12 protein-coding genes are annotated in these 14,959 nt (G+C 43.1%); all 12 read right to left on the bottom strand.

The genetic code is table 11. The annotated features are described in order from the left end of the window. On the bottom strand, positions 1-1,227 hold the full coding sequence (locus DWW85_RS02065; protein WP_117807349.1) for an acetylornithine/succinylornithine family transaminase: 1,227 nt from the start codon (positions 1,225-1,227) through the stop codon (positions 1-3). Between the two features lie 41 nt (positions 1,228-1,268). Next, entirely contained in the window at positions 1,269-3,029 is a 1,761-nt protein-coding gene (locus tag DWW85_RS02060; protein WP_117807348.1) for an ABC transporter ATP-binding protein, read from the bottom strand. Between the two features lie 16 nt (positions 3,030-3,045). Next, the gene (locus tag DWW85_RS02055) at positions 3,046-4,827 is read right to left on the bottom strand and encodes an ABC transporter ATP-binding protein (protein ID WP_117807347.1); all 1,782 of its coding nucleotides are present in this window, start codon (positions 4,825-4,827) and stop codon (positions 3,046-3,048) included. Between the two features lie 208 nt (positions 4,828-5,035). Continuing rightward, on the bottom strand, positions 5,036-5,776 hold the full coding sequence (locus DWW85_RS02050) for a YebC/PmpR family DNA-binding transcriptional regulator (protein ID WP_008402983.1): 741 nt from the start codon (positions 5,774-5,776) through the stop codon (positions 5,036-5,038). A gap of 98 nt (positions 5,777-5,874) precedes the next feature. After that, entirely contained in the window at positions 5,875-6,681 is an 807-nt protein-coding gene (locus tag DWW85_RS02045; protein WP_021944484.1) for a hemolysin family protein, read from the bottom strand. 213 nt (positions 6,682-6,894) lie between these two features. After that, positions 6,895-7,239, bottom strand: coding sequence for a type II toxin-antitoxin system PemK/MazF family toxin (locus DWW85_RS02040; protein ID WP_008402980.1), 345 nt, complete (start codon positions 7,237-7,239; stop codon positions 6,895-6,897). Between the two features lie 70 nt (positions 7,240-7,309). Beyond that, entirely contained in the window at positions 7,310-8,476 is a 1,167-nt protein-coding gene (alr, locus tag DWW85_RS02035; RefSeq protein ID WP_117807346.1) for an alanine racemase, read from the bottom strand. A 26-nt stretch (positions 8,477-8,502) separates the two neighbouring features. Next, positions 8,503-10,053 carry an NAD(P)H-hydrate dehydratase gene (locus DWW85_RS02030; protein ID WP_117807345.1) on the bottom strand — a complete coding sequence of 517 codons (1,551 nt, stop codon included), beginning with the start codon at positions 10,051-10,053 and terminating at the stop codon, positions 8,503-8,505. A 141-nt stretch (positions 10,054-10,194) separates the two neighbouring features. Further along, the gene (gene ftsZ / locus DWW85_RS02025; RefSeq protein ID WP_021944487.1) at positions 10,195-11,463 is read right to left on the bottom strand and encodes a cell division protein FtsZ; all 1,269 of its coding nucleotides are present in this window, start codon (positions 11,461-11,463) and stop codon (positions 10,195-10,197) included. A gap of 202 nt (positions 11,464-11,665) precedes the next feature. Beyond that, positions 11,666-12,430 (bottom strand): cell division protein FtsQ/DivIB, encoded by a 765-nt coding sequence (locus DWW85_RS02020; protein ID WP_117807344.1) that lies wholly within the window; start codon positions 12,428-12,430, stop codon positions 11,666-11,668. A 22-nt stretch (positions 12,431-12,452) separates the two neighbouring features. After that, positions 12,453-13,607, bottom strand: coding sequence for a putative lipid II flippase FtsW (gene ftsW, locus DWW85_RS02015; protein WP_226800980.1), 1,155 nt, complete (start codon positions 13,605-13,607; stop codon positions 12,453-12,455). After that, entirely contained in the window at positions 13,604-14,959 is a 1,356-nt protein-coding gene (murD, locus tag DWW85_RS02010) for a UDP-N-acetylmuramoyl-L-alanine--D-glutamate ligase (protein ID WP_021944490.1), read from the bottom strand. Before murD ends, ftsW begins: the two co-directional genes overlap by 4 nt.

The following is a 14,959-nucleotide window of genomic DNA, read 5'->3' as shown; positions in this document are numbered from 1 at the left end:
TTATGCATCTGCTTCTTCTGCTGCCTTTGACACACATTTGATCAGGATCTGAACAGCCTTATCGCACTGTTCCTTTGTTACGATCAGTGGCGGTGCCATACGGATCACATTTGGTCTTACCGCTGTGATCAACAGTCTGTTCTCAACAGCCAGATGCTTTACTTCGTTTGCGATTGGTTTGGTGAATTCAACGCCAACCAGAAGTCCGCGTCCGCGTACTTCCTTCACATACGGAAGGGAATAAAGCTGTTCTGCAAAATAAGCTCCTGTCTCTTTTGCATTCTCTGCAAGATGATTGTCTAAGATCTCATCGATCTCTGCAAGTGCGGCTGCACAGCATACAGGATTGGCTGCATAAGTAGAACCGTGTGCCCCCGGTGTAAATGCACTTGCAAGCTCTGCTGATGTACAAAGTGCGCCGATCGGCATACCGCCGCCGATCGCTTTTGCCATAGATACCATATCAGGTTTCACTCCATAGGTCATAAATGCCATCGTATCTCCGCATCTGCCCCATCCGGTCTGTACCTCATCGAATAACAACAGGATGCCGGTCTCGTCACAGTAAGCACGAAGTCCTTTTAAGAATTCCTCCGTTGCCGGATATACACCACCCTCGCCCTGAACAGGCTCTACCATGATTGCAACTGTGTCTTTGGTACATTTGTTCTTGAAATCCTCAAGATTATTGAACTCTGCATATGTGAAGCCCGGAAGCATCGGCTTGAAACCGATCTGACATGCATTGTCCGGCTGTCCGGTTGCTGATAACGCTCCATAGGTTCTGCCATGGAAGCTGTTAATGGCTGTAACGATATGATAATGCTCCGGTCCGTAATGATCGGTTCCGTATTTTCTTGCCATCTTGATCATTGCTTCATTTGTCTCTGTTCCTGAATTCTGGAACAGAACCTTCTCCATACCGATCGTCTCACAAATCTTCTTTGCAAGCAGGATCATAGGAAGTGTATATGCGTAATTGGATGCATGGATCACATTCTGGCACTGGTCTGCGATTGCTGCCGCAACCTTCTTATTACAGTTACCGGTACTGTTTACTGCGATGCCGCCGAAGAAGTCAAGATATTCATTTCCTTCCTCATCGTACACATACATGCCGTCTCCCTTTTCCTCGATAAAATTCCATCTTCTGGACTGCTCGGCTAGGTATTTGTCTACTATGTCAAGTAATTCGTCTTTTGTATATCCGCTTTCACTAACTTTCATCTTCCTGTCTCCTTTATATAAATACAAATTTTTAGTTCCTACTAATGTGCAAACTGTGAATTGTAAAGGGTGTAATAGAATCCTTTCTGTGCTAAAAGTGATTCATGATTACCCTGCTCTATGATATGTCCATCCTTCATAACCAGTATAATATCAGATTCTTTGATCGTTGACAAACGATGCGCTACGACAAAGCTCGTTCTTCCCTTCATCATCTTCGCAAATGCACGCTGGATCCGGATCTCGGTTCTTGTATCGATCGATGATGTTGCTTCATCAAGGATCAGCATCGGTGGCAGATCAAGCATAACTCTGGTAATACATAAGAGCTGTTTCTGTCCCTGTGACAGTCCGCCGCCATCCTCTGATATCATGGTATCATACCCCTCCGGCAAACGCTTGATAAAGCTGTGTGCGTGGGACTGTTTTGCTGCTTCTATAATCTCCTCATCCGTCGCATCCGGTCTTCCGTATGCGATATTCTCCTTGATCGTTCCGGTCTTTAACCAGGTCTCCTGAAGAACCATACCATAGTTATCACGAAGGCTCTCTCTCGTTACCTGACGGATATCATGGTCATCTACAGAAATGGCTCCGGCATCTACATCATAGAACCGCATTAAAAGATTGATAACGGTACTCTTACCACATCCGGTCGGTCCGACGATCGCTACACGCTTACCCGGTTCAACCTTCAGATTCAGATTCTTGATCAGTTCTACATCTTTATTATAAGAGAAATCCGCATGAGACAGATCCACCTGTCCATCTGCTTTCTCGATCACATAAGCATCCGCAGGCTCCGCGATCTCCGGTTCTTCATCGATCAGCTCAAATACTCTGGCTGCGGATGCAAGTGCATTCTGAAGCTCCGTTACGACGCCTGAGATCTCATTAAATGGCTTTGTATACTGGTTTGCATAGCTTAAAAAGCTGGTAAGCTGACCAACGGATATTCTTCCCTTGATCGCCATGACCGCACCGATGATGCCAACGCCGGTATATACTAAGCTGTTTACAAAACGGGTACACGGATTGGTAATGGATGAGAAGAAGGTCGCATCCAGTCCGGCCTTATTCAATCTCTTATTTACTTCGTTAAAGCTGCCATTTACATTTTCTTCCATGGAAAAGGCTGTTACAACCTTCTGGTTTTCTACCATCTCATTAACAAGTGATGTCATCTCACCCTTGATCTCTGCCTGCTTTCTGAACATATGGTAGGTTTTCTTTGCGATAAATGCCGCAACAAACAGAGAAACCGGAGTGATCACAACAACCGCAACCGTGATCACAGCGTTAATCGATAACATGAAACAAAGCGTTCCAACGATAGTCATAACCCCGGTAAATAACTGTGTAAAGCCCATCAGCAGACCATCTGAAAACTGGTCTACATCTGCGATCACACGGCTTACGATATCACCATGGGTGTGAGAATCCACATAGGATAACGGAAGCTGTTCTAACTTCTTATATGCAGATGTACGGACATCATTTACAACATGATAGGTAACTTTATTATTCAATATATTCATGATCCACTGGCAGACTGCCGTAACCGCAACTACAATCACAAAACGGATTGCCAGTGTCTTTAATGCTCCGAAATCAACGGCTCCTTTTCCGACGATCTTATCTACCATATGTCCGGTAATGATCGGTGCATATAAGGTCAGAACAACGGATATCGCTGCACAGATCAGAGAAAGGACAACTAAGAAACTGTATCGTTTGATATACTTTAATATTCTGCCAAGTGTTTTCTTATTGACAGACGTACTTTTTTCTTTTTTACTCATCGTCGCTTCCTCCTTCCTATGCCATTGCATTTCCGGCAGAAGTCTTTTTACCGGATACTTCATTTGCCGATAACTGTGACTGACATATCTCCTGATATACCTCACAGGACTGTAACAATTCTTCGTGGGTTCCGATACCTGCAACCTGTCCATCATCTAATACGATGATCTGATCGGCTCCCATGATCGTCGATGCACGCTGGGAAACGATAAATACGGTCATACCCTTTGTCTGCTCTTTGATCGCACGCCGAAGAGCTGCGTCTGTTGCAAAGTCAAGTGCCGATGCACTGTCATCCATGATCAGGATCTCAGGCTTTCTTACAACTGCTCTTGCGATCGTAAGACGCTGCTTCTGCCCACCGGATAAGTTCTTGCCACCCTGTGTAATCTTAAAGTTCATGCCATCTGTTTTCTGATCAACGAATTCTTTTGCCTGTGCGATCGTAAGTGCCTCATTGATCTCTTCTTCCGTTGCGTCATTTTTACCCCAGCGGATATTCTCGGCGATCGTGCCCTGGAACAGAACTGCCTTCTGCGGAACTACACCTACCTTCATTCGAAGGGAACGGAGATCATAGTCCTTTACATCCACACCATCGATCTTAACCGCACCACCGGTGGCATCATAGAATCTCGGGATCAGGCTGACCAGAGAACTCTTACCGGAACCTGTACCACCGATAATACCGATCGTTTCTCCTGCTTTTGCCGTAAAGGATATACCGGTCAGTGAATCTTCCGATGCTTTACCATACCGTAAGGCTACGTTGTCAAATACCACCTTAGGAACATCCTGGCCGGCTGCCTTCTGTGCTTCTGATAAAGCAGAATCTTCTTCAACCTCTGTGATCGATGGCTTCGTATCAAACACAACATTGATTCTCTTTGCACATGCGATCGACTTTGTGATGTTAATGATCAGATTGGCAAGCTTTACAAGCTCAACTAAGATCTGTGACATGTAGTTGATCAGTGCAACAACCTTACCCTGTGACAGGATACCGATATCGGTCTGTCCGGCTGCGATCCAGATGATCGCAACAGTTGCAAGATTGATGATCACATATGTGACAGGATTTAAGAATGCCGAGATTCTTCCGACATACAACTGAATATCCATCAGATCATCGGTTGACTTATCGAATTCATCAACCTCTTTCTGCTGTCTGTTAAATGCCCGGATCACACGGGCACCTTCCAGATTCTCTCGGGTCAGAAGCATGACCTTATCCAGTCTTGCCTGTACCTTCTTAAACAATGGAATGCTGACAAGCATAATTCCGAATACAACGATCGACAATGCCGGTATTGTAACCACAAAGGTCATGGCTGATTTGACATCGATCGTAAATGACATGATCATCGCACCGAATACGATAAACGGAGAACGTAAGAACAAACGGAGCACCAGATTGACACCTGTCTGGATCTGGTTGATATCACTGGTCATTCGAGTAAGCAGTGTCGATGTTCCGATCGTATCAATCTCATTATAAGAAAGACTTGTGATATGACGGAACAGATTACTTCGAAGTGCCGTTCCGAATCCGGTCGCTGCTTTTGCGGAAAAATACTGTGCTGTCAGTGAACAGCTCAGGCCGATGATACCAAGTGCGATCATAACGAGACACATCCGAAGAACATACCCCATGTCCTGATTCTTAATACCGGTATCAATAATATGTGCCATTACGATCGGGATCAGCAGTTCGAAACAGGCTTCCAGCATTTTAAATAATGGTGCCAGAACCGATTCTTTTTTATAGTCCCGTAAATATCTTAATATTCCCTTCATTCTACTCTCCTACTCTTGTTGTAAAATGTATATGCTCTCTGCATTTGTTTTTAACATACCATATGCCAGGCGTGCTGCCAAACGGCTTTCTGCCGTCCTGCTGCCTGCCTGGCATACATATATGGTAGAATCTCCACAACACCTTACATAAAATTGCATGTGGATTCTGTGGAAATTCTTTCATGCACAAATGGCATGAACGATATAATTATTCCTCATCCGGAAGATTTGCATTGTGATATACGGCCTGTACATCATCATCTTCATCTAAGAGATCCAGAATTCTTGTAAACTTCTTTACAACCTCAGGATCTGTCAGATCTACATAGTTCTGTGGGATCATGGTAAGCTCTGCTTCTGCCATCTTGATTCCCTCTTTTTCAAGAGCCTCTCTGACTGCTGAGAAATCATCCGGTGTTGTGATGATCTCAAAGCTGTCTTCCTCTTCACTGAAATCCTCAGCTCCGGCATCCAGTGCCATCATCATAAGATCATCTGCATCCATATCACATTCTTCTTTATCGATAATGATCTGTCCTTTATTATCAAACATATAAGATACACAACCGGTCGTTCCTACGTTTCCGCCGCCCTTTGTAAATGCATTTCTTACATTTGCAGCCGTTCTGTTCTTATTATCTGTAAGAGTATCAACGATGATCGCTGTACCGTTCGGACCATATCCTTCGTATGTATTAGCAACATAATTTACTGAGTTTGCATCACCTGCTGCTCTGTCGATACCACGCTTGATCGTATCGTTTGGCATATTGTTTGCCTTTGCCTTTGCGATTACATCACGAAGCTTACTGTTGTTATCAGGGTTTGCACCACCTTCTTTTACAGCGATCGCAATTTCCTTACCGATAATGGTAAAGATCTTACCCTTTGCAGCATCGTTCTTTTCTTTCTTATGTTTAATATTTGCAAATTTTGAATGTCCTGACATTTTTTTACTCCTTAACTCTGTAATTCTATCTTTTGAATATCCATTTTCGGATATCGGTTTCTTTTTTGAAGCTTTATAAGCCCAACTGGTTCATAATATCATACCTGATTTTCATTTTCAACCTTGGTTATCCGCACCTTATCGATCATCTTATCCTTGATCCCAATGGTCTCAAAATTATATCCCTTATATGTAATATCTATTTTTTCGTTCTCATAAGGGAGCCTTCCCAGTTCATACAGCATAAACCCGTTCAGTGTCTGAAAATCCTCATCCGGAAACTCAATTCCCAGATGTTCCGACAATTCATCCAGTTCTGCTCTGCCGCCCACGATATATCCATGACCCGCAAGTGCAATATCATCGTCATCATCGTCGTATTCATCAAAAATATTGCCGACAATTTCTTCCAGAATATCTTCCATCGCTATGATGCCTTCTGTCTGACCATACTCATCCACCACAATAACCATATGGATTTTCTCTTTCTGCATCCGTTTGAATAATTCCGATATATTCTTTGTCGGATGCACAAATAGCGGCTCAACCATGATCTGTTCGATCGTCTGGTTCTTATCCTTTAAATACGCTTTTACGAAATCCTTAAAATAAAGGATTCCGACTATATTGTCCAGATCATCATCAAACACCGGATATCTGGAATAATTATTCTCCAGCATGATCTTGATCGTTTCATCCATTGTAGTATGTTTGTCGATTCCAACTACATCGGAACGCGGCGTCATAACATCCCGGACTTCTTTCTCACTGAATTCAAAAATATTTGTGATCATCTCTACTTCGTCATCATGAATGAGCCCCTGTTCATTACCCTCATTGACCATGGAAATAATCTCTTCCTCAACTTTTTCTTCATCAGCTTTTCTGTTATTAAATAATTTCATATACCAGACAGTCTCTGTCTACAAATCACCTCTCCTGTTCGTTTCATTCTGCATTCACTCTTAATTCCACACGAATGCAAATATAATGGAAATATATCATTAATTCCAACATTCGTCAATTTTTTCATATGAGAATCTGTATAATCCGTATTCATATGGGAATCTGTATAACTGTATGATTATACAATGTCTATAATTACCATGCCACAAAGATCAATACAGATCCAGACTGATCTTTAACGCAATATCTACCTTTTTCAGAATGTCATCTCCCATATGGCATACTTTTTCTTTTAATCTCTGTTTATCGATCGTACGCACCTGTTCCAATAGAACAACCGAATCCTTTGCCAGATCATACCGGCTGGAATCAATCTCAACATGTGTAGGCAGCTTCGCCTTGTTCATCTTGCTAGTGATCGCTGCACAGATCACAGTAGAACTGTGTTTATTTCCCGCTTCATTTTGTATGATAAGTACCGGTCTGACTCCTCCCTGTTCCGAACCAACGACAGGCCGTAAATCAGCATAAAATATATCGCCTCTTCTGATTACCAATTCTTTTCACTCCATTTATTTATTAATATCTTCTGTTGTGAAAAGTATTTCCAATTCTATTCTATGATATTCAGTTCCGACGTAGATAATTCACTTCCCCGACTTCTTTTCCATCCCTAATATAGACTCTTGGTACACGTCTTCCGATATTACAGATCAGTTCATAGTTGAAGCTGTTTGCCGGTTCCGCAACTTCTTCCACCGTGATCTCTTTATCTCCACATTTTCCGATCAGAACAACTGTATCACCGACTGACGTCTCCGGTATATCACTTACATCGATCATAAACTGATCCATACAGACACGTCCGGTGATCGGTGCATACTTACCATGAATGATCACACGCCCGATATTGGACTGTGCTCTTGGATATCCGTCAGCATAACCGGCAGACACGGTTGCTATTCTCATATCATGCGGTGCGACAAATGTCCATCCATAGCCGATACCTGTTCCTGCTTTCACATTCTTCACATGAACTACCTTGGCAAGTAGTTCCATTGCCGGCTTAAGTACCGCGATCGAATGATCGACCTCATCCGATGGATATAGTCCGTATGTTACGATACCGGATCTTACCATATCAAAGCCTTCATTATCCATCTCCATGATTCCTGCGCTGTTTGATATATGCTTTACAGGAATCAATATACCCCGTTCTTCTAATCTGCCGATTACAGACCGGAATAACGCAAGCTGTCCATTTGCAGCTGTTTTATCGTATTCGTCCGCCTTTGAATAATGTGTAAATATTCCCTCGATCTCAATTCCCGGCATATGCGCGATCTCCACGATATCATTGATACCTGCATCATCACACTGAAAGCCGATCCGGCTCATACCGGTATCCATCTTGATATGGATCTTTGCTTTTGATCCTTTCTTTACCGCATCATCTGAGAGAAGGGCACATTCAGCTTTATCATACATCGCAGGTCTTACATCGTATGTGATCAGTTCATCATACTCTGATGGGTCTGTATATCCAAGTATCAACAACGGCTTCTCACATCCTGCATGACGAAGCTCTACCGCCTCATCAATACAGGCAACCGCATAAAAGTCTGTCAGATCAGAAAGGGCTCTTGAAACCTCTACTGCTCCGTGGCCATAGGCATCTGCCTTGATCACGGCAAGCATCTTCATACTCTCCGGCACACATGCCTTCATCATTTTTATATTTTCTCTGATATTATCCAGATTGATATCTGCTTCTATTCTTCTATATTTATTCATTTGTCTGCGCCTCTGCCTATTATATTTTATACATAAGAACTCATGATCGGACCGATCTCATCGATCAGACTGCCGGCGGTTATAGCCGCCTTTCCATACCGTTTCTTTGCACGATCCCCTGCAAGCCCGTGTATATACACCCCAAGTCTTGCTGCCTCTGTCGGAGATATTCCACCGGCAGATAGCCCTGCAATCATTCCGGCAAGAACATCCCCTGAACCTGCTGTTGCCATACCATCATTTCCCGAAGTGTTCATGTAAGTATGCACGCCTCCGTCACTGACACAGGTTCTTGCATCTTTTAATACACACACGAGTGTTTCTGCTTCCGCAAATGTCCTGCACTCACGAACCGGTGCTTCTTTTAATTCAGCCACTGTCTTTCCTGTCAGTCTGGACATTTCTTTTACATGAGGGGTGATAACAAGTGCTATATTCCCTGTCTGTCTGCTGATTTCCCCTGCTGCAAGCAGCTCCTTATGTGCTGACAAAAGATTAAGTCCATCTGCATCAACAACGATCGTTCCTTTGAAATTCTCCAGCACTGTCTTAAGCATACATTCCGCTTCTTTTCCGGTTCCGATACCCGGTCCGATCAGAATGACATCTGCCCATGCACATGCATTCTCCGCACAGATAACTGCTGTTTTCTCATCCTGATATGTCATCATCAATGCTTCCGGCAGATATCCCCCGACAATCACTCTGTTATCCTTATGTGTATATACCTTTACCATACCACTTCCAACCCGGTAGGCTGCTGATGCCGCAAGACAGGCTGCTCCCGATATCTCCTGACTGCCGGCTATGACTGCAACTTTTCCAAAGGTTCCTTTATTTCCATCCGGTCTTCGTTTATTCAGCCGGTTCAGATCCCCTTCATCATATGTAAATATCTCCGGCATCACCATATCAACTGCCTTATCCGGAAATCCGATATCTTTTACAAGGATCTCTCCACAATATCCATGTCCCGGATAAACGGTCATACCGACCTTCATTAACCCCATTGTTACTGTAAGATCCGCCTTTACTGCAACATTCATTACCCGTCCGGTCGTAGCCGATATACCGGATGGGATATCTACTGCTACCACATATGCCGGCATATCATTGATATGATCAATGACCTCTTTATGGATTCCTTCTATGTCACGCTTTAATCCAACTCCAAAGATTGCATCTACGATTACATCATATTCTCCATTCGGAAAATCCTCTGTAATCTTGATCCCAAGCTGTCCAAGTATACTCTCCTGAACCTTATAACTCTCTGTTGCTCTGCTAACCTGTCCGATACAGTACACATCTACCAGATATCCTTTTTCTGCCAGCATCCTTGCTACAGCCAGACCGTCCCCTCCATTATTGCCGCGTTCTGTTACAACAAGGATCCTGGTATATGCTGTCCGTCCGGTATCATGTTCTCCTGTTTTTATCCGTGAAAATCTTTTTTCTATTTCTTCTGTTACAGCAAGTGCTGCACGTTCCATCAACACCAGACCGGGAATTCCAATCTGTTCAATGGAGATCTGATCGATCTTCTGCATTTCCTCTCCGGTTGCCAGGAATCTCATATCTGTCTCCTTCCATGTTATGATTTTTATATCCATTAACTGATGCAGATATTATTTCTACATAACAGCTTATTGCACAAATGCCATGGCAATATCGCCATGGCATCCGTACATATACATATCTGTCCGCATCTCTGCTATTTATCTTTTCTTTAAAAATTCCGGTATTCTGATACTGTCATTTGACTGTACAGTTGGTCTTGCCGGTTTTGGAGACGGAGCTACATGCGGCTCAACCGGAGCAGCTGTTCTTGTTGTATTTGGAACTACCGGCTTTGCTGTCTGTGATGCTGCTCCTGCATCTGACAGGAAAGTAGGACGGATGGAAGATGATCCACCAAGTGCCTGTCCACCATAAGTAGGTGTTGTCTTTCTTGCTTCTCCAAATGATGTTGTATTAACTGTATCAAGCTTTGGAGCTGCAGTTCCTGCGAATCTGCTGACAGGTGTAGTTGTCTCTGCTTTCTCAAGTCCTGTAGCAATGATCGTAATGCTGATCTCCTCACCCATGTTATCATTGTCAACTGTACCGAAGATGATATTTACACCATCACCGGCCTGTTCAGTCAGGTAAGTAACTGCATCGTATGCTTCCACGATACCAATATTTCCTGAGAAGTTTACAATAATATCGGTTGCACCGGATACTGTTGTCTCCAGTAATGGTGAATCCATAGCTTCCTTGATCGCATCAACAGCCTTGTTCTCACCGCTTGCAGAACCGATACCGATATGTGCAATACCCTTGTCTCTCATAACAGTCTGGATGTCTGCAAAGTCGAGGTTGATAAGACCCGGTTTATTGATCAGGTCTGTTACACCCTGAACACCCTGCTGAAGAACCTGGTCTGCTTTCTTTAAAGCATCCGGAATACTGGTTCTCTTATCACAGATCTGTAATAACTTATCATTTGGAATAACGATCAGTGTATCAACATTCTCTTTTAATCTTGCAATTCCTTCCATCGCATTCTTCATACGAGGCTTTCCTTCAAAACCAAATGGCTTTGTTACAACGCCAACTGTCAGGATACCAAGATTTCTTGCCATCTCCGCAACAACAGGTGCTGCACCGGTTCCGGTACCACCACCCATACCACATGTTACGAATACCATGTTGGCATCTTTGATAATATCTGCTATCTCTTCTCTATTCTCTTCAACTGCACTGGCACCGATCTCAGGCTTTGCACCTGCACCAAGTCCCTTTGTCAGCTTCTCACCAATCTGAATCTTTGTTGTAGCTCTGCTTAATGAAAGTGCCTGTTTATCCGTGTTGATCGCTATCAGCTCCACACCTTCTACATTTTCATCAATCATTCTGTTTACTGCATTGTTACCAGCGCCACCTACTCCTATTACCAGTATTCTAGCTGGTGTTCTCTCATCGTTAGACTTTATTTCGAGCAAGGTTGTTTCCTCCTTCTATATATTTCTTTATAATTCCTGTACAGCTCCCTCCCCCGGTTGTCTTCATTCTGTAAGCAAATCACAGGCTGCAGATCTGGCACCTGCAACCCAAAGTACAGGGAGTGTACATCTATATAATCGCATTAATATCTTAATAATACGATTTTTTCATAAATAACGCAACAACTTTTTGTTTTAAATTTTACTTATTTTCCTTAAATATTGCGTTTCCACTGCTTGCCGAATAATCCGACAGATCCAGGGTTCCACTTTTCCCTTCCAGTTTAGAAAGAATGCTTTCCAGATTCATAAGCTTGTCCTCCAGCCCGGATCCGCTTCCAAGCTCTATTTTGATCTTGTCCTTATACAAGATGATCTCATTGTCATTATTAAACCGGATCTCATCGATCAACAGCTTGTTCTTATCGATCAACTGTGTCATCGTCAAGATCTCCTGAAACATATCCTCGTTCGTTACAGGGAGCTTTTCACCCACAACGATACGGTCAAATTTCAATCCCTGAATACACGGAACATCCTCCAGCTTTTCGGAAGACGTTTCAAGCACGCGGCCATCATTATCAAAATAAATATACTGATCCATATAGCTCACACAACCAGCCATGGACTTCTCATATACTGTGATCGTTATGGTATGTCTTCCAATCACTTCAATCTGAAATTTATCAATAAAGGTTACATCCTCTACCGGATGCATTCTGTTGTCCAGATAGAAAAACAGGGTATTATCCGCTTTTTTCCCTTTTGTTACAATATCTATGATCTCATCCTCTGTATAATGCACATTGCCGGACACCTGTATCTTGGTCAGACTGTAGCATTTCAGGATATAGACATAGGCACTAAGGCATATAAGCAGCAGCGCACCAAGAATGATCAACAGAATCTTACCTGCCTTTCTTCCCTTTTTCTTTTCAGTTTCGCTCTCTGTTCTCCTATTCTGCATCTTTTATATCTTCCTATCCATTTTATCTTCCCGGCTTCATCTGTCTGGCAACAGCAAGCACCAGTCCCATCTCAAGAAGCATGAAACATATCGAGCTTCCACCATAACTGATAAATGGAAGCGGTACACCGGTCGGTGGTATCGTATTTGTTACAACACTGATATTGATCAATACCTGAACAGCAACATGTGCCATAACACCGGTTGCGATCAGACCTCCAAACCGTTCACCGGAATTGATTGCGATCAGTGCGCATCTGTATATCAGGACCACAAACATTGCGATTACAAGTGCCGCACCAAATAAACCAAGCTCTTCACAGATAACGGAAAAAATCATGTCATTATGGGACTCTGGTATAAATCCCATCTTCTGGATACTGTTCCCAATGCCTCTTCCAAAAAAGCCTCCGGATCCGATCGCATAAAGGGACTGCATCGTCTGGTATCCATCATCGTATTTTTCCGGTGCAAGCCAGATACGGATACGATCTGCACGATAGCCTGCTGTTGCAATAAATATCACGCACATCAGGATTCCTATCAGCCCCATCAGCACAAACGGCCATTTTTTCGGACTGGCGACAAATACAATGATCACCACAATGCCAAAGCATATGATCGCGGTACTTAAGTTCTCGATCGCGATCAGTATGATCGTTACAAACGGAAGCAGAAGCATCTTCGCCAGACCCTTCAGTGTATTCAGGCTTCTGGGTTTTCTGGTACAGATATCTGCGGTATATACGATCAGCGCAAGCTTTGCAAATTCCGACGGCTGGAATCCAAATGCACCAATATAGATCCATCTGGTCGATCCATGGCTCGCACTTCCTATAATGTAGACCAGCACTAAAAGTGCCATTGCCACATACAGAAAATATTTGGAATATCTTGCATATCTGCGATAATCGATCTTCGATACCAGAAACATTCCAAACAGTGCAACAAGTTCAAAAACAAGCTGTCGTTTTGCAAAATATGTACTGTCACCATACAGTTCATCTGCCCGGTAGGAGCTGGTGCTGTAAACCATGACCAGTCCAAACAGAACAAGCCCCAGTACAATGCCAAGCAGCGGATAGTCAAAGTAACGTCCGCTGTACCATAACGGCTTTCTTCTGCTATCTATCTCATTTGTATCTGTGTTCCTGTTTCTGTCATTCAAATATTTCACTCCTTAAAATCGCGGACATATTCTTTGAACATTCTTCCTCTTTGCTCGTAATTATCAAACATTCCCCAGCTTGCACATGCTGGAGAAAGAAGAACTGCTTCTCCATCCTTTGCATTCTCATGACAATATTTTACCGCTCCTAACAGATCGTCTTCAAATACAATATTATGGAATCCGTGTTTCTTGGCAGTCTCTGCGATTTTCTTCGCCGTCTGACCGATCAGAACCAAACATCTGACTTTTCCGTCAAATGCATCGATCCATTCATCATAGGTAGAGCCTTTATCATAGCCTCCACCGATCAGATAAGTCGGTTTTACCATTGCCTGAATTCCCTTGATGGCTGCATCCGGATTGGTTCCCTTGGAATCATTGTAATAATCCACACCAGCCACTGTCTTTACATACTCTATTCTATGCTCTACGGCTTTAAAACTGACTGCAACATCACGAATGACATTGACAGGCACTCCCATATAATAAGAGATACCAACTGCAGCGAGCACATTTTCAACATTGTGGGAACCGAGCAGGATCAGATCCTTTAATGCAAGGACATCGATCTTTTCTCCATTTGCCTCGATCACAATGTGCCCATCCTCTACATATACACCGCCTGCAGGCTTCTCCAGTCTGCTGAAATATACAACTCTTGGACGGATTCCCTCTGCCATTGCTCTTGTATGATCATCATCATAGTTTAATACAACCACATCATCTTCTGTCTGATTCTTTGTGATCGACTTCTTGACATTTCCGTAATTTTCAAATGTATAATGACGGTTCAGATGATCCGGTGTCAGATTTAAGATTGCACTGACATTCGGATGAAAATCCACGATCGTCTCTAACTGGAAGCTGCTGATCTCTGCCACTGTTGCACTGTCATCATCGGTTGTATCACAAAGCTCGGTATATGGAATACCGATATTTCCAACTACGATCGTCTTCGGATTCCACGCCTTTACGATCTCGCCAACAAGTGCCGTCGTCGTTGTCTTGCCATTTGTTCCTGTGATCGCAGCGATCTTTCCTTTACCAAAATAATATGCAAGCTCAATCTCACTCCATACCGGAATGCCTGCTTTCTTTATATCCTCTACAAATGCAGAATCAACCGGAATACCCGGGCTTATAACCATAATATCTGTCTGCTTTAATACTTCATCCGTTAATTTTCCAAGCAGGATCGTAACAAGTTCTGACTGGGAGAGTTTCTCCATCAGATCATTTTTATCTCTTTTTTCATTTTCATCAAACAGCGTAACCTTTACGCCATGAGCGATCAGCAGCTTTGCTGCACTGATGCCGCTCTTACCTGTACCAGCCACTAAAGCATTTTTAAAATTCAT

The organism is Clostridium sp. AF17-21AC, from assembly GCF_003461365.1.
In the GTDB taxonomy this organism is placed as follows: domain Bacteria; phylum Bacillota; class Clostridia; order Lachnospirales; family Lachnospiraceae; genus Coprococcus; species Coprococcus ammoniilyticus.
Note: the sequence above shows the minus strand (reverse complement) of the source record. Positions and strands in the feature narration are given on the sequence as shown.